The following is a 19450-nucleotide window of genomic DNA, read 5'->3' as shown; positions in this document are numbered from 1 at the left end:
AACTATCAACTTAGCAATAGCTATCGAGCAGTTATACACAGGTACCGAGCTAGGGTAAACCCATGTTTAAGCCGCAACAAACCTCACAACAATTTGCCCCAGCCAGGGAAGACCTGGCGGTACACATCCAGCACCTAAACTATTTCTTTGGTGCCGGGGACCTCAGCAAACAGGTACTGTTCGACATTTCCCTGGAGCTGCCCAAGGGCCAAATTGTGATTTTGACCGGGCCATCGGGTTCTGGCAAAACCACCCTGCTCACCCTGGCCGGAGCCCTCCGCAGCCTAAAAGACGGCAGCTTGAGGGTCCTAGGGAAAGAGCTGGTGGGTCTGAGCGATCGCGCCCTGGTGGGGGTGCGCCGCAACATTGGCTTTATCTTCCAGGCCCACAATCTATTCGAGTCATTAACCGCCAGCCAAAACGTAGAAATGGCCGTGGAACTCACCGGTAATTTTTCATCTAAGCGGGATCAGGCCGGTGCCATGCTCAGTGCCCTCGGGCTAGCCGACCGCGTAGACTACAAACCCCAATCGCTGTCCGGTGGGCAAAAGCAACGGGTGGCCATTGCCCGCGCCCTGGTGAACCACCCCAAGCTGATCCTGGCCGATGAACCCACAGCGGCCCTCGACAAAAAGTCGGGTCGAGATGTGGTGAACTATCTCCACGCCCTCTCGCGAGAAGAAGGCTGCACCGTGCTCATGGTCACCCACGACAACCGCATCTTAGATGTGGCCGACCGCATTATTAACCTGGTGGACGGGCGGCTGGAGTCGGACAGTAGCCCCAATGCCTTTATCCAAAGCAAACAAGGCGACCCCACGGATGTGAGTGCCGATATGTTTATCATGTAGAGGACAGCCCATGCAGTTCATAAACGCCGCCCAGGAACTGACCTATGAACGGGTAAAAGATTACCTCAACAACAGCCAATTTAAGGACACCATGGAGGCTAGCGAGCAGCGGCCCTACTTTGCTCTAAGCTACCAAGGCACCACCCCGATCGAACTATATATCCTGCCCTGGGAAACCCACCCCTACCCCGACCAAGCCATGGCCATTGTGCGGGCCAGTAGCTGTGTGGCCACCGGCTGTGGGCCTGAACTAGAGCTGCTGCGTTTTTTGCTAGACGAAAATCGTAAAATGCGATTTGGCTCGTTCCAAACCGATGAAGCGGGCACCGTATTTTTTGCCAATCGAATTTTAGGTGGCCAACACATGGACCCCACAGAGCTGGAAGTGTGCCTATTGTCGGTGGGAGCGATCGCAACGCGCTATAGCACCATGATTATTGATAAATTTGGAGGCCAACGCGGCCCTAACGCGACCCCGACCTCTTAAACTATAGAAGTAGAAAATTATTTATACCATGGAAGACCTAGCAGCATATGATGGCATCTTTGTAGTTTTGGCCATCATCATTTTGATCAGTGGCTTTATTATGCTGTTTGGCAACCTTATTGGCGTTAATAACAACTGGAAATAGTGCTTTTCAAGACCTATTTCTATCTTATTTCGCAGCAATTCGCATCCCATTAAAACTCAACATTCAAAAATCAAAACTTAATCCCCCCTTACCCTTCTTAACCTGGTGAACTTTTTCAACCCCCTTGACATTAGAGGGTTCTAGCCGCGTTAGGCTGACATTAATAAGCCAGGGGATCGGAGCATTCTTAACCCATTGATTTCACCCTTAAGCATCCGTTGAGAGGTCATCTCCCCTGATCGATAAGTTCAGACGTCCCATAACCTAACAATCCAAATCTGAGCTTAGCCAATCTTCTTCTCTTTAGAAAAAGGGGTAAACCTATGGCAAAAGCCGCTGTATCTCGTTCACGAAACGTGGCGATTGTGGGTCCTTACTCAAGTGGAAAAACCACCCTGCTTGAGAGTCTGCTTTCGGTCACCGGTACCATCTCTCGTAAAGGCTCCATCCCGGAGGGCAATACGGTTGGTGACCATACGCCCGAAGCTCGCAATCGCCAAATGACGGTCGAAACAAATGCCGCCTGTACTGAGTACGGCGGCATTCGCTTTACGTTTCTCGATTGCCCTGGCTCCATCGAACTACTTCAGGAACCGCTACATGTTCTGATGGGAGTGGATGCGGCCATTGTGGTGTGTGAACCCGATCCCAGCCGAGTCCTCACCGTATCTCCGCTGTTACATTTTCTAGATAAGTGGGAGATTCCCCACGTCGTATACCTCAACAAAATGGACCGGGCCAGTGCCCCCTTTGCTGAGGTGCTGGATGCGCTGAGATCGGTCTCCAGTCGTCCCTTAGTGCCCCATCAATATCCCATTGGCATCAGCCAGGACCTGGTTGGGTTTATCGATTTAGTTAGCGAACAGGCATATCACTACCATGCGGGTGCTGCCGCTGACCCGGTGCCGCTGCCAGAAGAACTGGCGGCAGAGGAAAAAGCAGCCCGCACAGAAATGTTAGAAACCCTGGCTGACTTCGACGACCACCTATTAGAAGAACTGCTCGAAGAAATTGATCCGCCAGAAGACGAAATTATCCAAGACCTAAAAATGGAACTGGGCGCCGACCTAGTGGTGCCAGTATTTGTGGGTGTGGCGTCTAATGACTATGGGGTACGTCCACTGTTGGATGCCCTGGTGCGCGAAACCCCCGAACCTCAAGTGACGGCGGAACGGCGAGGCATCGACCTAAAGGCCAGTGAACCTTTGGTGCAAATTCTCAAAACCTACTACAGTCCCCAGGGTGGCAAGCTGTCATTAGCCCGATTGTGGCGGGGTACGCTCAAGGATGGGGCCAGCCTGGGGGGAGACCGCATGGGCGGTTTATATTCCTTGATGGGCAATCAGCAACAGGCCCTCAGTGCCGCAGAAGCGGGTAATGTCGTTGCGATCGCCCGGTTAGAAAATGCCAAAACCGGCGACACCCTCAGCACCGTTGAAACGAGCCAGAGCCTACCCAAGGCGGACATTTTACCCGCCGTTTATTCCCTAGCCCTCACCGCAGAAAACCGTAACGATGAAGTCAAACTCAGCGGTGCCCTGAATAAACTCATAGACGAAGATCCGGCCCTCCATTGGGAACAGCACGGCGATACCCACGAAGTGATCCTGTGGGGACAGGGGGATGTGCACCTGAAAATTGCCATGGACTTGCTAAGGCGCAAATACAACTTACCCATGGCCACCCATGTGCCCCAGGTCGCCTACAAAGAAACCATTCGCCATGCCAAAGTCGACATTCGCGGTCGCTATAAGCACCAGACCGGGGGCCACGGCCAGTTTGGCGATATCTACATCGACATTAATCCCCTACCCCGAGGCGAAGGCTTTAAGTTCAACGAGAAAATTGTGGGCGGTGTCGTCCCCAGACAATATATCCCCAGTGTCGAAACCGGTGTGAGGGAATTTCTCAAGCAGGGGCCCTTGGGCTTCCCGGTCGTGGATGTTTCCGTCACCCTCAAAAATGGGTCGTACCACCATGTAGACAGTTCCGACCAAGCCTTTAAACAGGCAGCGCGGATAGCAATGCAGACCGGATTACCGGAATGTCAGCCCACCTTATTAGAACCGGTTGCTTCGCTATCGGTGTCAGTGCCCAATCGGTTTACCTCCAATGTGCTCACGCTAATTAGCGGTCGCCGTGGCCAGGTAATGGGTTACGACAATAAGCACAACTGGCCTGGTTGGGATGAAGTATCGGCCCAGCTACCTGTTGCTGAGATGCAAACGCTGATCCTGGAGCTACGCTCCTTAAGCATGGGTGTCGGTTTCTTTAGCTGGCAGTACGACCACCTAAGTGCGGTCCCTGAGCGAATCAAGAAAAAAATTGTCACTGAGGTGAGTAACAGCCGCTAAGGCCATTTCTGACAAAAAAGCTACCAGTTACCCAGGCCCCCAACCCCCCAATTTTGGGGGCTTTGAATCTTGTCCCCCCAGGATTGGGGGGCTAGGGGGGCCTTCAACCGGTATAGTCTTTGCGAGAAAACGCCTAACCATTATCTAGTGACCATTTCCCCCTGGTAGGACGTTGCATGGGACGCCCCTACCAGGGGTTTCTCGTGCAGGTTTTGCCCCTAGGCAAAAAACTGCACACCACCACCAAACATGCGCAGACCAATCACCACCAACAGCCAGCCAAAAATACGTCGTAGCTGCTGGGGGGAAATCGAATGGGATAGCTTGGTGCCAATGGGTGCGCCAATCATGGTAAATGGGGCGACCAAAGCCACCGCTGGCCAGTAAATGTAGCCGGTGGCCCACTCAATATCTGTATACCCCTGGGAAAACAACAAAAATGACAGGGTGCCGACAATGGCAATGGGCAAGGTAAACGATGCGGATGTGCCGCTAGCCTTACTCATCGGCAAACCACAGTAAAGCAAGAAGGGGACGCTGATGGCGCCGCCGCCGATGCCCAAAATACCTGACTTGAAGCCAATGATGGCGCCCACCAACGCTGTCACCCATAGGGGAGGAACCGTAGTCTCTTCAAACGCGGGTTTCCAATCCAACAAGATTTTGACGGATACGAACAGTAGAAACGCACCAAAAATAATTTCTAGCCAATGGGTATCTAGATGATTGGAGAGCAGGTTACCGAGCACCACCCCCGTACCAATCGCCGCAATAATGCGGCCAAAAATACCCCATTGCACATCCCCCTGAGCATGGTGTGACAAGGTGGACGATGCGGAGGTAAAAATCATAATGCACATGGCGCTGCCTGCGGCTAGGTGCATCAAGGCATAGCTGGGCAAGTCCATCAATGAAAATAGGTAAAATAGCCCCGGTACGATGATCATGCCCCCACCAATGCCTAACATGCCGGCCATGGTGCCAGCACCAATACCTAACAAGGCAAATAGGGCAAAATCTAAATAGCTCATGCGATCGCAACAACAAAAGGGCCAATCAGTATTCTATACTTTCTGCCGTTGCCAATTTGTCCCCAAACTTCAAGAAATCCAGACTAAACGGTTTTTACTGGCAGCAAATCAATTTTTCCAACGGCCAAGCCCATCGTAGGCAATCGCCCTAATTCACTCCTAATCCACTATTTAGACGGACTAGATCCCCATGGCTGCAAACTACCTCAATCTGCCAAAAAGTATCACCTGGAATAACGGCACCTTAACCCTGCTGGATCAAACCCAGCTCCCCATCAAGACCGTTTTTGAAGAACAGCACCACATTGAACAGGTGTGGGATTCGATCAAACAGCTGAAAGTGAGGGGGGCACCGGCCATCGGTGTCGCCGGGGCCTATGGGTTGGTTCTGAGCCTCAAAGATAAAACCCACTTAAATTCCAGAGATTTGCTGCGGACCATTGAAAAAAATGCCGCCTATCTTGATAGCGCCCGCCCCACCGCTGTCAATCTCAAATGGGCCTTGACCCGATTAGTAGAGTTGGCCAACTCCTTAGCCGATCGACCCAGTGCCGAAATTTGCGATCGCCTAGAGCAAGAAGCCATGCAAATCCATACGGAAGACCGCCAACTATGCCGTGGCATCGGGGCGCAGGGTCTGCCCCTAATTCAGCCCAATATGGGCATTTTGACCCACTGCAATGCCGGTTCCCTCGCCACCTCCGAACTGGGCACCGCCACCGCCCCCATGTACCTGGCCCATGAACGGGGTATTTCGTTTAAGGTGTATGCCGACGAAACCCGACCGCTGCTGCAAGGGTCACGCCTGACTAGCTGGGAACTGCAGCAGGCTGGCATAGATGTCACCCTGCTATGCGATAACATGGCAGCCCACATTATGTCCCAAGGGTTGATTGACCTGGTGATCGTTGGCACCGACCGGGTGGCCGCCAATGGAGATGTGGCCAACAAAATTGGCACCCTGGGCGTTGCGATTTTGGCCAACCATTTCAATATTCCGTTTTACGTAGCGTGTCCCTACTCCACCATTGATTTTGCCACCGCCAAAGGCGACTCCATTGTGATTGAGGAACGGGGCGAAACGGAAGTCACCCACTTTGGCCTGCGCCGTACCGCCCCAGACAATATTCAGTATCGTAATCCTGCCTTTGATGTCACCCCTCACCATTTGGTAACAGGCATCATTACAGAGCGGGGCATTGTTCAGGCTCCATTTGAGAGTAATCTGCAGCAGCTGTATGCGGCCTGAGAACGCATCATCCCAAGCTACCTACAGCAACGGTTGATAGTACCTTTGGAGAATCTTATCGGCGACTTCGAGGGACTCACCAAAGGTAACAACACCATCCTCATGGCCTGCCATCACAAAAATTTTGTCGTCTAACAAACTACTTTCCTGCGTCAGTCGTTCCATTTCCATTGCCATTTCCGGAGTGCCGTAGGGAACCGTTGGCAATGTGGTGGGTACCTGGTTTAGCAATGTTTGCCAAAGGCCTTTGTGGTGCACATGGATAATGCCTTGCACAGCTGGCATCAGCTGATAGATGCTGCCATGGGTTAAGGATTCAGAAGAGGCTTTTACTGGGCCTTCGCAGGTGACTGTATTTTGGGGCAAATCTACCGCCGTTACCCTGGCGTAGTAGTCGATGGTGAGCTGGGGGATATGCCCCGTTTGGGTGCCTGAAATAACAAAGTGGTCGGGATTGTCAGCACAACGGCAGCTAATATTGCCATAGCCAATGCCGTCGGGGTAAACGCCGATGAGGCCTGCAATGTAGGTGCGATCGCGATAGCTCAGCAACGCTTGGTAAGGGTCTAACGGCAATGGCTCCGTCTGCCGCCAATGACACTGATATTTAATGGCCCCTTCGTCTCGCACAGAATTCTGAGTCATTGTTTCACCTGCATGCTATTCCCAATTTAATGGCAATATCGCCCTGCAGAACTCGGATTCTCTTGCTCGGTGGCCAAACGCATTTTCCCTAAGATCGTAGACATAATCAAACAGCGTTTGATGCCCGGAAAGCTACGGTGCGTTAACGTCAGCGTACGTGTTCGAGACGCTAAGTTGCCCTTATAATCAAACCGGATATAATAGGCCCCACTTTTGCTATCGAGGGTGGTATCGGCTAAATCAATATCTATGGCGCTATTGCCCACCCTGGTCCAATTCGTCGGCATACCGGTTTGGGGATGGCTGGACCACTGAACCTCGCCAGAGGTTGTTTCGTAAATGCTAAATTGCCAATTGGCACTACTACTTTGAGCTTTTACCTGCGTATTGCGAATAGCTGACGCCACTTGCTGCTGCGCATCAGACACCTGCCATTTTCCTAAGGCTTGGTTCCATGCAGGCAACGCCATACCCGCCAAAATCCCGACGATGGCAACGACCACCAAAATCTCTATGAACGTAAAGCCCGATTGCCTAGATCGCCTCTGATTGAATAAGAAAAAATGCTTTGACATACCCTGAAATAATCCGTGAGGATAATTCAAGGATTGGCATACAAGAGGGAAAATTCACACTACTTTTCGCCAAAATTTAGCTTGATCAGCAAAAATCAGTGATTTTAACCATCAGTTAAGCCCTGATACGTCATTACACTCATTTCCTTCAGCCTGAACCAGATTACCTAGCAACGTGGAAACAACGACACAGCGCACATTATTGGCACTTGCATTATCACTGGTAACACTAAAGACAAAAGGCAAATTACCACTGGTAACAGTTCCTTTGTAATCAAAGGACACTGAAGCCGCACCACCTGAAGGTCCACCACCAGTCAAATTCAACTCAGAATTTTGCTCACCTAACTCAATGACCCTACCAGCGGCAGTAGGCGTTGAAGAAATTTCTATTTGAGGCGGATTAGCAGAGGAGATCTTAACCACCCTAGTTTGATTTTGCTGACTAGCGTCTATCTGTGCTTGTTGTAAAGCTTGAGCAAGCTCACCACGGGCTCGACTAATGCGCTGACGATTGAGATAGCCTAACCATCCCGGAGCAGCTATAGCAGCTAGAATACCGACCATAATGACGATAACCAACATCTCAAGGATTGAGAAACCAGCAGTGCTAGAAGTAGATCGAAGTAGCTTTTTATAGGCCATTTTTATTTTTTAACTCGTATATCCGCTCAAACTTCCAACTACTCATCTCGATCAATCACACCGCCTAACTTAATTTGAGTTTGTAAGATAGGCAATCGGCTGCCCGCACTCGCAGGCTGCAAAAAACTACTAGCCGGGGTTGCATCTCCCCTCAAGAAAAGAAACACATCCTGATTAGTTCTAAATCCTCCCGTACCCGTTACGGTCGTTGGTCTTACACAAGCAAAAAATCCCGTATTCTCAGTGGCATCTGCAGGAGAGAGTACATGGGCCGAATCATCTGTGAAAGCTTGGCAATCTACCACTGGATTAGGCGCATCATTAGTCGTGTTTTTAATAGCTGATACGTAATCGACTAACACATTTCGAGTACCATCATCCCCCGTACCAGAAGCAGTCCAACCAGCAAAATCGTTAGCACTTCCTGCCGCATTAAAGGGTGCTGTAAAACCTGGTGTTAGGTCGTATCCTGCGGCTAAATCATCATACTGAGCCAACTCATAACGTTTTAGTGGATTTCCTTCCCAAGCCCCATACTCCTCGGTTTGGTAATACGCCACTAGGGTATAACTTGCCCTACGCGCCTTAATTGCAGAACAGGCCGTGTCACCTGTAGGACAGCCATCGGGTTCAGAGCCTGATGGTAGAGACGCTATTTCAGCAGCCTCAATGGGATCGGTGCGCCAAAAGGCTAAGACAGGAACTCCATTATTAGTGGTTATATCATTATCTAAATTAACCAGCTGAGAAGTAACAGTTGCAGGAGTGCTATAGACATAAATGGCTTCTTTGAGGTCATCGGCAATATAGTCTATGGCCCGTTGCATATCGCTTTGAACCTGATCTAGAGCTACTTCGCGTTGATCTACGCGAAGTAGCTCAACCACAACAAAAAGCAGCCCCGATACCACTATCCCTGCGATGACAATGGAAACCAACAACTCAATCAGAGTAAACCCTAGATTGGAAGAGGTTTGCCGACCTTTAGTCTGCAATAGGACCTTGTAAAGCAACATGCGAAAATTAGACTTTGCCATGATGTAAATTTCAATGAAATCGTTGCTTAACACTGAGATGGGGACGAAGTTGTTGTGCCCTGCACACTATCAATAAAGTTGTGATAGTCGCAGAGGGATCGAGATGTGTCACTTTTAATAACACTCGTATATATAACTGATAGTGGCTTCGTACCTCTTTGCCCTTCACCACTGGTCAGACCAATTCGCGCTTGGTCTACATCTAGCTGAGCACTCGTTTTAGTATTAACCGCATCAGCATCGTAAATTCTAACGCCAAGGTCAAACGCTACGGGCGTTGTACCAACAGTACTGCCAACGGTCTTAAAAATCTGAGCTGCATAATCTGGGTTACCATCCCCATCGACATCGATTCCTTTTGCTGCAGCTGATGTTGTGGAGTAAGCAGCGTTATTAATATCTTCTGGTGCTGCAACAGCCACAAAATTACCCACACTATTAACCGCCACCGTTGCAGCCGAAACAGCATACGTATCGTTATTAATAACGGTAAACCTGATGCGATCCACCTCGGCTTGGGCAATTTGCAAAGCCTGATCGGCCCGTTGACTTTGGGTGCGTGTCGCAACTGACAAAACAATCATAGGAGCCGTAACAGCCATGGAAATACCTATGACTGCAATAGCCACCAAACACTCAATCAAAGTAAGTCCTTGGTTATTAGTATCCAGCACGTCACCATGCGAAGGTATATCAAACATCTGTTGCTTTCGTCGGTACTGAAGCCAATTTTTCAAAATCATTGAACAACCTCTACTAATTGCAGGAAATTACAGCATTGCCACCAGCATCTGTAGCTGCGCACAAATTTTGAATGTAAGCATCATCTAGAGGTAGCTCACGATAGAACTCACTTCGAGGACGACCCACCGAGACAAATCTCTGGGCAATGGGCGCCACACTGGTGTATTGGAAAGCCACGTCATAACCCCAAATACGTTTAGCTGGGTTGTAGAAAGGGTTTTTGTTCAATCCTGCTATGGGTACAGCTCCAGGCTCCCAAGCATCCTGATCCTGGGGAGCTGTTGCTTGGGTACTAAAGTTCAACTGGAAGAAACCGCCTGAAATAATCAGGTTCTTATTTTCCCAATACTCCAATAGTCTTGGAAAGTTTTGAATGCCACCGTAGGTCTGGTTTTGACGCATTGGAACAATACCAGCAACCAGCAAAGCATTCACACGCACATTATCTGGTGGAGTCACCTGATTTTTTTGACGCTCTTCTTTAATGGCATTTGCAATGTCATTTGGGGCTGTCTTACTTATTGATGTGTCATTAACATCGATAAAGTCGTTATTAAAACAGTTTGGATAGTCCCCAAATGCACTAGCTGCACAGGTTATGGCAGGGAGGCCGGTTGCAGCACTATTCTTCCAACCTTTAGATACCCCGTTTCGATTAAACCGAATTGGTAAAGAACAATCGCCACCAGTGGCAGTGTCACATTGAGCAGCATCAATGCTATCTTCCCGTAGCCAACGATCTGGACTCTCATCAGCCGTTTTATTGGAGCGGTTGTAGTTGACATAGGAGGAGGCAACTTTTGGTACCCCTACTGAAGCTCCAATGCCGTGTATGTAGGCATCTTCTATCCAGCCATCCCTAAATTCATTAGAAAGGATAGTGATGGAATCTGCAAAAATTTCAGCCGCTCTCCAAGTATCTTCGTCACCATCCGCGAATCTAGTGTCTAAGGTGTCTCGACCGTAAAAGAGGTTTTTGGCAGCTGTTCGATCAGCATTACCAGTACCATAAGATGCAAAGGTGGTATCAAGGGTGGTGGTAAATTCCTCAATCACCGTAGGGGTCCCAGTCGCTGGATCTACTGGAGTACCATAGGATTGATGCAGGTTAAAGTCCCCGTAGATATAGGCCGGATTATCGGTAATAAAAGATATGCCGGCTGCTTTATCATCACCTGAACGGTTCAAGTTATATCCATTCACCAGTCGAAAACCATGGGGGCGTCGGTCTGGGTCTGGATACATATCAACCGGCTTAGGACTAATGGAGTTTGTTGAATTGAGAGGAGGGTCGTAGGTCCCAACCTGATTTGCTTGAGTTGGTTCAATATCCATGGTGCAGTTGCCAGTTTGCAGGTTCGCAAAGTTCTGACAGTTCGCCCAAGTATCTCGTCTTGGGCGAACAACGCTATCCTCTCGCACAGCATCTTCCCGAGCAGCATAAAAAAGACCTTCTTCTTCAGGAATCCAAGTAACATCTAGACCACTTGAATCCTTGCCGAATGCAGCTGGCTTATCCAGGGTCAGCTTACCAATGTCCAGATCTAAAACTCTTACATTAATTTGCTGACGACCATCCATCATTGCCTTGTCTAAAAATGCAAGTTCATAGACAGTTGCCCCATCCTTAATTTCACTCTGGGTAAGACTCTTACGAATTTCATCATCTGTTGCCGTTGTAGAAGCAAAGTCATTGGGGGCAACTAAACCACCGCCAGAAGCAGTTGGTTGCTGAAAATCATTAGGTGATGCAGCAGGAGTTAAATCCAGAAGACTTGTATCAATGGCCTCGTAAACAACTGCATTATTCACATCAGTGGTTACGGCAGTATCAAAAACATACTTGGTAGCCGCCCCTCCTTCAGATATGTACTCCTCGCCAGCTGGCTGAGTGGTGTCAAAAGTTGCATATCCTGCTGTACCTGTAGTGCCATCATCTCCGGCCTGTTCATGCTTAAATTCAGGCAATACATAGTAAAGAGATGGATACGCTGGCAGTTGAGCAGTGGAGCAAAACGCATCCATCAACTTAGTCTGATTAGCTGCAGAAGCATTAGCAAAATCAGTGGCTGCTACACATGTATTTGTAATTGGGACTAGGAAACCAAACCTTCTGTCGCGAACAATTTGTCGATACAAGGCTAGAACCCTAGCTCTCCGAGTCAACAGAGCATCAGTTGCTGTTGTCAACGGATCGTCTGGGTCAGGTAACGGAGCTAACCACTCACTTGCCTGACCACCAGGAGTAACCGTACCAAGGGCCGTTGCAATATCATCTAAAACGGCACCATCTGAGGTAATAGCGGTATATTCCTCCTTCAGATCCTCAACATTTCTTGCCAGCATACCAAGGGTGCAAGCAGTGCTATCAAGGGTTGATTTATCAGCAGGGCTTAGATCGCTATAGGGAGTACCCAAATCCAAAATACGTCGCAGAACTGAAAAGTCTCCCCACATAGCCAAATAGGGATAAGGATGAACAAACTCATCTGGCTGCCCTTGTTCTCCTTGGACGGGAGTAAAGGACGGCGCCCCCCCTTGAGGATCTCCAGCAAAATTTTTAAGGTTTCTCAAGGCATCGCCCAAGGGTTGACCACTGGCATAGTCACCAGCTGTATAGGGAAAATTAAATTCCCAACCGTTAGTACCGTGCCCTGTAAAGAAATTGATTTCTTTACGAGCAGCAGGAGATGGATAATTATTAAACGTTCGGCTGTCAATTAGAGACTGTTGAGTCCCTGGGTGCACCGTCGACGCCATACAAAAGTATGGAATCTCACCATCATTGACGGAATAGTGATAAGCCACCATTCCCTGAACGGCCGAAAGGTTATCCCGCAAGCTTTTTTGCTGCCTGGCTTCAGAAGGACCTTTCAATCGCTTACCATCATTGTTCCTGACTAGTTCAGTGATCGTAGCAGGCGGATAAAGAGGATCGTTATCGTTCGGATCAGCTTCTTGACCTTTCCAACCAAACTGATTACCCAGCTCTAAGCGTTGACCAACAATAACCCTCAAACCTTCAGCAATAGAACGTCTTTCCCAATAGCCATCAAGGCCATATTCCCCAGCCGCCTTATCAAAGCCCGTTAACTCAACATCAGAAAGCGGAATCTGTGCGCCAATAAGATTACCAGCCAAGTCTTTCGAGGCGTTATAGCGGGGTTTGGGACCATATCTATCATCCGCTCTATACCCATCATCCAAGAACGGACGGGTAGTGTCATCTTTATTAAGAACACGATCGTCTAACAGCTTTTTGGTCGTATCACCAATAGGGTACACAGCAGTCCAAGTACTGCCATCTAACTGCTTCGTCACGTCTTCCGTAAAAATTTGAACCGGATCGGCATAGGTATCATCTAGATTCTGAGCATTATTACTAGCATTAACTGAATCTATTGTTTCATCAAAGTTGACTTCGGTTACAGTCACATTGCCAGCTGCATCGAGCGCTGCATCCGTATGAAATCTGACGGCATCATCGATATCAAAAGCATTATCTCGAACAACACCGGCAATTAAGTTGCCCCTGTAATCGCCCGTACCATCGCCATCAAAATCAGATTCGCTAATGGTAATTTCAGAGCTATCTGGACTGAAAATACAAGACTCGGGGGAACTAACTAGATAGGCCTGTAAATTTCGCCCTGCAATAACATTAGACTCCGAATGCATTGCACCATTCCACCGGAACGGATCACCAGGAGAGATATCTAGGTCATATCTGAAATATGCCCCAAATTTATTACCCTTTGGCGAACTACGCACCTGCTGATATTCAGCTGCGCTAACAGTTTTGTTCGGTCCACCAGCCCCCTTAATGGTCAACACATTGACCTGAAAATTCTTTTGAAGATTTGAGGGGCCTTCTTGCCACCCATCACCAGCTAAACGAGAAATAGCACAGCCAAAGCCGCCATCTGTTGTGGTGATCGGAGCATTGCGAGTAACTAAGACCTCTGCTTTGGCTGAAGCATCATCATTGGATAAAGAAACCGTTCCGGTACCACCACCAAGAACCGGTCTTTCATGGGCGACTAGCAAAGAATAGACAACAGTGTTGCCTTCAAACTCAAATGACCATGCCGGATCAACACCAGGATTTCCATCAATATCAAGAGCAGTTTCATCTGGCAGGGTGTAGGGATCTACTGCAGAACCTGAAGCCGTCTGGGAAGTTAGGGCCTGGAAAAGGTCATCGCTAGAAGGCGGCCGCTTGGTAGCAACCCGATCGTCTTGGGTAAATAGATACTCTAGTTTCGCTTTGGCCCTATCGATGGCTGGTGCGGCAAAACTATCAACAATTTTTTGATCACGGATCGCGATGGTGCGTTCAACTCGACTAAAAGATCGGAAGCTGAGGGCTCCCATGGTCAAGCTAACCACTAGTAGCAGTAGCACCGTAGTTGGCAATACAAAACCTGCACTTGATGTTTTGGCAGTTTTTGACAGCAACATCAGCCATCGCAGAACGCTCGACATGAAATAGTTGAGCGGACGCTGCTTGATTCTTTGCCAATTAAAGTTTCGACGGCCCATAAGTCAATCAAAAACGGAGGATGATCAAGTACTTAAATTGCTACTCGCATTTTGCGATCGCGACTTTCATCAACAGAGATGCAACACACTAGAACTGCCAAGCTGCGACTAATCAGTGCATGCAAGGTAGAGGTTACCCCATCGAGGGATAAATACTTCCACAAATCTTAATTGCAAATAAAATTCAGCCATAGCCCTGAAAGCCATTGGATAAATTGACTTACAACGACAAACCCATAAATAAGCTCAAAATTCTAAAATACGGCCAATGTCTTGAGGGTTTAAAGGTTCAGACCTTTAACCAGCATCGACAGCCAACATTAAGGACTGATGAACTTATCATGAATTTTCCTGATATTTCCCAGGGTTTTGTGGTGTTTAAACGTTGTAGCAAAACTTTCAGAACGTCGTCAAAAATTCAGTATATTCATCTACTTCTTAGAACGACCATAACGCCATTGTTGGCCATAAAAACTGTGCGGTCGTTCAATTGCATTGAACGACCGCACAATAAATTTGGAGTTGCTTTCAAATTAACGAAGCGAACGTTAAAAGCTGAAAATCACAAGTAATTAGCTATTTTCAGCACTAACCCTACTTAATACTTATTTAAGTCAATGCCCGCATCCCGAGCCATCGCCTCAAGACCTTTCTTCTCAAGGGTCTTGATCGCTTTGGTCGATAGACGCAGCTTTACCCAACGCTTGCCACCGGGCCACCACACTCGCTTATCCTGCAAGTTAGCACCCTGCAGACGCTTGGTACGTCGATGGGAGTGCGACACTGCAAACGCATTGTTTGCCTTTTTGCCAGTCAAATCACATTTACGACTCATGAAAACCAACTCCTAAAGAACTGAAGCAACCGAAACTATTGTTTGCACTCATTTTGACTTTGCTTCACCCACAGGCAGCATTCCTTGGACTCGCAAATAAATAGAGCAGCTTACAATTTTACTAATGTTCGGTATATAGCGCAACGGCGCAGTGAGCCGTTCGGCTCTAAAAACGGCCTATTCCCACAGATAAATTTTCCCAGCAAGATATACGCGCTTTTCTACACCTGGCTGGCTTTTGCATACTGATAATCGAATAGCTCAACTTCTTGGGAGCATTTTTGACGAATATAGTCTGCCTGGGCAGCGCTGAGAATATCGGAATAATGCTTTTTGGTTTTCCTGGATGTACCTTTTGCCCTAGGCAATTCTCCACCAAAAGGAATATCTAATTTCTCACAGACGGTGGTTAAATCTGCCAGCAGATTCTCGTACTTACCCACAAAATCCACGGCGACTTGACCATCTATGGAGTAAATCTCAAAGTTAGAGTTGGGGTCGTTGTTTTGCAATGAGTCGTCTAGATTTTCTTGAACACCGTCCCGTTCTATATTCCAAAAATATCTCGAGACTGCTCTATCCCACGGATTACGCACAAAACAGAATTTATAGTAGCTATTCCAAATATCGGGCGAGATTCTTGCTTTGATTTGTTTAGCCGTAATGTGATTCCAAAACAAGGTATGTTTTGGCCGCTTGCCCTGGGTCACTAAACGCCACCAATCCCCTTTATAGTATTCGCTCAACTTGCGGCGATGTTCAAAGTTTTGCGGCCCCATGCCCCCCTGTTTTTTCCTCATCACCTCATCTTTTGCCATGAGGGGCGTAATCACATCATCTTCACCACAAAATTTGGACAGGGCAATTTCGACACTGGTACCTGCGGTCTTCGTGGTTTTGATAAAAATGTACTTATATTTATGAGAAATAATCATATCCCTAAGGTCTGACTAACAGAATTGAAGCCGCATCCGAGTAAAGTGTGCCCTTAAATTTATGGCGTTGCCGATCCCCAGTATGATTTTATTCTCAATATCTAGGCCATGGGCCAACTCGACAGAGCGACTTGGGCCTTGAATAAGCAACGGCAGCTTTATCCTGCTAGTAAATATCCTGCTGGTCCATGGCAGGCTACTAACCTCGCATTTGACCAGCAGGATTGGTTTTAGCGGTTGAAGGCCTATCCTCCAACCCAGCTCCTAGGCCTTAGTTAGACCCGTTAGCAAGCTATTAGAACGCTCCACAAAGGACTTCATTCCATCAGCGTCAAAGCCTTTTTGGGCCATGAGTGCCAAATCATAGACATGTTGGCAAATCATATTAGCCATTGCGGTCGTGGGGGACGCGGTGCCATCGGCCTGAACAATGGTGCCTTGACTCATGTCTAGCAAGTTTTGAATCAAGGGATGGGCCGTATTTACCAGCAGCGTATGTTCTTCAGGAAACTGTGCCGTTTGCTGCTGCATCATGGCCATCATTTCCTGCATGCGGCGCATTTCTTCGGGCAATAGCACAATGGCTGGAGGCGCTGTTTGGGCATCATCGGCTTTCAGCGCATCGGTACGAATCGTGACCTTAGGCTTGGCTAACGCCTTTTCAAACAGTTCCTTAACCCGCTCCCCCTTGGTTTGGTTGGTGGCAGGGTCGACAATGTCCCCCCCGGACTCGTCAATTAGGGTGTTATCCAGGTCGGAATCCACACGGGAGAACTTAACATCGGAATATTCTCGTTCTAGGAAGGGGACAAAATGGGTATCGATAAAGGAATCTAGGAAAAGGACTTCTAGGCCCTGGCGCTTATGCAAGTCGATATACGTCGCTTGGGAGACTTCATCGGTGGCATAGAAAACACGGTTTTCGTGCTTTTCTTGATTGCGCTCTAGGTATTCCTTGAGGGTGGTGTATAGGTTGCCTTTAGCATCTGCCGCCGCATTTTCGCCCTCGGCAGACTGCCAAGCATCGTCTTCTGCAGCTTGCACTTCTACTTTGGGTTCATCGCCGCTCACTTGGTTGGTGGTGCGGAAAATAATAAAGTCGGCAATCTGCTGCTTGAATTTATCGTTATTGAGGGAGCCAAATTTGACGAAGGTGCCCAGATCTTGCCAGCACTCAATGTACTTAGCCTTATCGGAACGGTAAAGCTCTTTCAGGCGGTCGCCCACTTTCTTGGCAATATAGTCGGCAATGCGACGAACGGTGCGATCGTTCTGGAGAAAGCTACGGGAGACGTTGAGGGGAATGTCGCTACTGTCTACAACACCGCGCAACGGCAGCAAGAACTGGGGAATGATTTCTTCGCAGTTGTCGCTGACGAATACTTGATTGCAGAAAAGCTTAATCTGCCCCTTGGTGACATCCACATCGGGCTTGAGTTTGGGGAAGTAAAGGATGCCGTTAACGACAAAGGGATAGTCGGTGTTGAGGTGAACCCACAGCAGGGGATCTTCTTGAAAGGGGTAGAGGTAGCGATATAGCTCTAGGTAATCTTCGTCGGTGAGGCTACTGGGGGACTGTTTCCAAGGGGCGATCTTCCTATTGGCCTCTTCTCCATCTAGTTTGATGGGCACCGGCATGAAGTCGCAGTAGGTTTTGATCAGCTGCTGAATGCGGTTTGTTTCTAAATATTCAGCTTCTTCCTCCATCAGGTGCAGGGTGATGGTGGTGCCCCGCTCTGTGCGCTCAGAATCGCTGAGTTCAAATGTGGTGGTGCCGTCACAGCTCCAGTGAACGGGGGTGGCGCCTTCTTGATAGGACAGGGTATCGATTTCCACCTGGTCGGACACCATAAAGGAGGAGTAGAAGCCTAGACCAAAGTGACCAATGATGTTTTCGTCGGAGCTGTCTTTGAACTTGGTAACGAATTCTTCAGCACTGGAAAAGGCAACCTGGTTGATGTATTTCTTGACTTCATCAGCGGTCATGCCGATACCGTTATCGGTGATGCTGAGGGTTTTGGCCTCTTTGTCGATGGCGATGGAAATTTCGGGTTCGCCGACCTCACCCGTAAATTCAGAACTGCGGGACACCATATTCAGCTTACTGATGGCATCCACACCGTTAGAGATGAGCTCCCGTAGAAAGATTTCATGGTCGGAATAGAGCCATTTTTTAATGATGGGAAAAATATTCTCAGTATGGATACTGATGTTGCCCTGCTCTAGAACCGTGGCCATAGTGAGTTCCTTGCCTTGTGTGAGTTTGTCAAATATGGGAACGCAGTCTGCTGGTGTAGTCAGCAGATTGCTATATTAGTGTCTATTTTTTTGATTTTTCGACACTTTTTCAAGACTAGAAACCAACCATTCTAGGTTCGGTTTACCGACTGTGTTTGATGCTTATGTCCATTCTGGGGTGAGCTCCGGGATCTCATTATGCCACTGGAGCGGGCAGTGTGGGTACATCTACCTGGGCTACGGCCTGGCGGATGTGGGCTTGCTGTTCTGGGGTAAAGACGGATAAAAACTTTTGGGAGTTGGTGTTTTGGATGGCTCGGTTATTAGTCGCTTTCCAAGCTTCGCGCGATCGCACCAGCTGATTAGACGTATTCCGATAGTTGTCAACCATATGGGCATCGAACGAAACCCCCACAAACTGGCACAGGCGTTTGACCTCAGCGGTCGGGTTGTCGACCAGCTGCTCGTAAGACACCAGGGTGTGGTTGGGCTTATGTAAGTGGCGTTGGGTAATGGCAATATCATCGGTCCACCGCTGAATGCAGCTATCCACGGTTTTAAAGGTGGTCCCCCAGTGCTCCGGGTAGCGCTGGGCGGTGTCATAGAGAGACGCCACCACATCCGTACCACTTCTGACGATGTGAATAATTTTGGCACCTGGCAAATAGTGCTCGATGTATTTCAGCCGATGTAGGTGTTCGGGGGTTTTTTCTAGCCAGATAGACTTTCCCTGGAGCTGGGTCAATTTTGCAAAAATCGCCTTGAAGCTTTGCACATATAAATTGATTAGGGGTAACCGTGGCAGCTGACGTTTTAGCTCTGGGTGCTCCACCTCATCCAAAAAAGCTTCTAGGGTAGACCGCAGTTGGGGAGCCACAATGCCCCATTGATATCGTCGCGATCGCTCCTCTGGCATCCTTACCAGGTCAACAAAAAATTTCGACTCCGGAAATGAAGCAATCTCAGGATGGCTGGCCAACAAGCTTTGCAGCAACGTGGTGCCAGAGCGGGCACACCCCACCACAAAAATCGGCGATGAAGAGATGGTAGGGGGAGTGTTTAAGGCGGTCATATCTGCGACTAGTTAGCGATTAAAGATTGATAAGGGCCAAGTTTTTAGCCTAAGTTTTTAGCCTA

15 protein-coding genes and 1 pseudogene are annotated in these 19450 nt (G+C 48.5%); 4 read left to right on the top strand and 12 right to left on the bottom strand.

The features are described 5' to 3' along the window. Positions 1-62: 62 nt before the first annotated feature. The 3 genes from IXB28_RS04825 to IXB28_RS04815 all read left to right on the top strand — a co-directional run bounded on the left by IXB28_RS04825 (position 63) and on the right by IXB28_RS04815 (position 3837). The gene (locus IXB28_RS04825; protein WP_215617404.1) at positions 63-851 is read left to right on the top strand and encodes an ATP-binding cassette domain-containing protein; all 789 of its coding nucleotides are present in this window, start codon (positions 63-65) and stop codon (positions 849-851) included. Positions 852-861: 10 nt separating this feature from the next. Continuing rightward, positions 862-1338 (top strand): T3SS (YopN, CesT) and YbjN peptide-binding chaperone 1, encoded by a 477-nt coding sequence (locus IXB28_RS04820; protein WP_215617403.1) that lies wholly within the window; start codon positions 862-864, stop codon positions 1336-1338. Between the two features lie 468 nt (positions 1339-1806). Then, positions 1807-3837, top strand: a complete 2031-nt coding sequence (locus tag IXB28_RS04815; protein ID WP_215617402.1) for an elongation factor G — start codon at positions 1807-1809, stop codon at positions 3835-3837. A 218-nt stretch (positions 3838-4055) separates the two neighbouring features. Here the strand turns inward: IXB28_RS04815 and IXB28_RS04810 are convergent, their stop codons facing one another. Further along, positions 4056-4868 carry a sulfite exporter TauE/SafE family protein gene (locus tag IXB28_RS04810; protein WP_215617401.1) on the bottom strand — a complete coding sequence of 271 codons (813 nt, stop codon included), beginning with the start codon at positions 4866-4868 and terminating at the stop codon, positions 4056-4058. Positions 4869-5058: 190 nt separating this feature from the next. Here IXB28_RS04810 and mtnA point away from each other — a divergent pair, with 190 nt between their 5' ends. Further along, entirely contained in the window at positions 5059-6117 is a 1059-nt protein-coding gene (gene mtnA / locus IXB28_RS04805) for an S-methyl-5-thioribose-1-phosphate isomerase (protein WP_215617400.1), read from the top strand. A 21-nt stretch (positions 6118-6138) separates the two neighbouring features. On the opposite strand, the gene IXB28_RS04800 is transcribed toward mtnA, so the two are convergent. From IXB28_RS04800 to IXB28_RS04755, 11 genes and pseudogenes are all read right to left on the bottom strand, one after another. Then, positions 6139-6762 (bottom strand): class II aldolase/adducin family protein, encoded by a 624-nt coding sequence (locus IXB28_RS04800; RefSeq protein WP_215617399.1) that lies wholly within the window; start codon positions 6760-6762, stop codon positions 6139-6141. A gap of 26 nt (positions 6763-6788) precedes the next feature. After that, positions 6789-7232 (bottom strand): hypothetical protein, encoded by a 444-nt coding sequence (locus IXB28_RS04795; protein ID WP_246559609.1) that lies wholly within the window; start codon positions 7230-7232, stop codon positions 6789-6791. After that, positions 7233-7337: pseudogene (locus tag IXB28_RS16995) on the bottom strand (type IV pilin protein); the annotation flags it as partial. Positions 7338-7448: 111 nt separating this feature from the next. Next, on the bottom strand, positions 7449-7982 hold the full coding sequence (locus IXB28_RS04790; RefSeq protein WP_215617397.1) for a pilus assembly FimT family protein: 534 nt from the start codon (positions 7980-7982) through the stop codon (positions 7449-7451). Positions 7983-8020: 38 nt separating this feature from the next. Then, positions 8021-9019: a prepilin-type N-terminal cleavage/methylation domain-containing protein gene (locus IXB28_RS04785; RefSeq protein WP_215617396.1), complete on the bottom strand. Its 999-nt coding sequence runs from the start codon at positions 9017-9019 to the stop codon at positions 8021-8023. Between the two features lie 26 nt (positions 9020-9045). Further along, positions 9046-9762 carry a type II secretion system protein gene (locus tag IXB28_RS04780; RefSeq protein WP_215617395.1) on the bottom strand — a complete coding sequence of 239 codons (717 nt, stop codon included), beginning with the start codon at positions 9760-9762 and terminating at the stop codon, positions 9046-9048. Between the two features lie 13 nt (positions 9763-9775). Further along, entirely contained in the window at positions 9776-14305 is a 4530-nt protein-coding gene (gene hpsA / locus IXB28_RS04775; RefSeq protein ID WP_215617394.1) for a hormogonium polysaccharide biosynthesis protein HpsA, read from the bottom strand. 598 nt (positions 14306-14903) lie between these two features. Beyond that, positions 14904-15140 carry a 50S ribosomal protein L28 gene (gene rpmB / locus IXB28_RS04770; RefSeq protein ID WP_215617393.1) on the bottom strand — a complete coding sequence of 79 codons (237 nt, stop codon included), beginning with the start codon at positions 15138-15140 and terminating at the stop codon, positions 14904-14906. A 221-nt stretch (positions 15141-15361) separates the two neighbouring features. Next, positions 15362-16075: a sulfotransferase family 2 domain-containing protein gene (locus IXB28_RS04765; protein WP_215617392.1), complete on the bottom strand. Its 714-nt coding sequence runs from the start codon at positions 16073-16075 to the stop codon at positions 15362-15364. Positions 16076-16339: 264 nt separating this feature from the next. Continuing rightward, the gene (gene htpG, locus IXB28_RS04760) at positions 16340-18313 is read right to left on the bottom strand and encodes a molecular chaperone HtpG (RefSeq protein WP_215617391.1); all 1974 of its coding nucleotides are present in this window, start codon (positions 18311-18313) and stop codon (positions 16340-16342) included. 196 nt (positions 18314-18509) lie between these two features. Further along, a complete protein-coding gene (locus IXB28_RS04755) occupies positions 18510-19385 on the bottom strand; it encodes a sulfotransferase family protein (RefSeq protein WP_215617390.1) in 876 nt (291 codons plus the stop codon). Positions 19386-19450 lie beyond the last annotated feature (65 nt).

Source organism: Leptothoe kymatousa TAU-MAC 1615 (assembly GCF_018739865.1).
Lineage (GTDB): Bacteria > Cyanobacteriota > Cyanobacteriia > Phormidesmidales > Phormidesmidaceae > Leptothoe > Leptothoe kymatousa.
The sequence above is the reverse complement of the archived record's forward strand: the minus strand, read 5'-3'. Positions and strand labels throughout refer to the sequence as shown.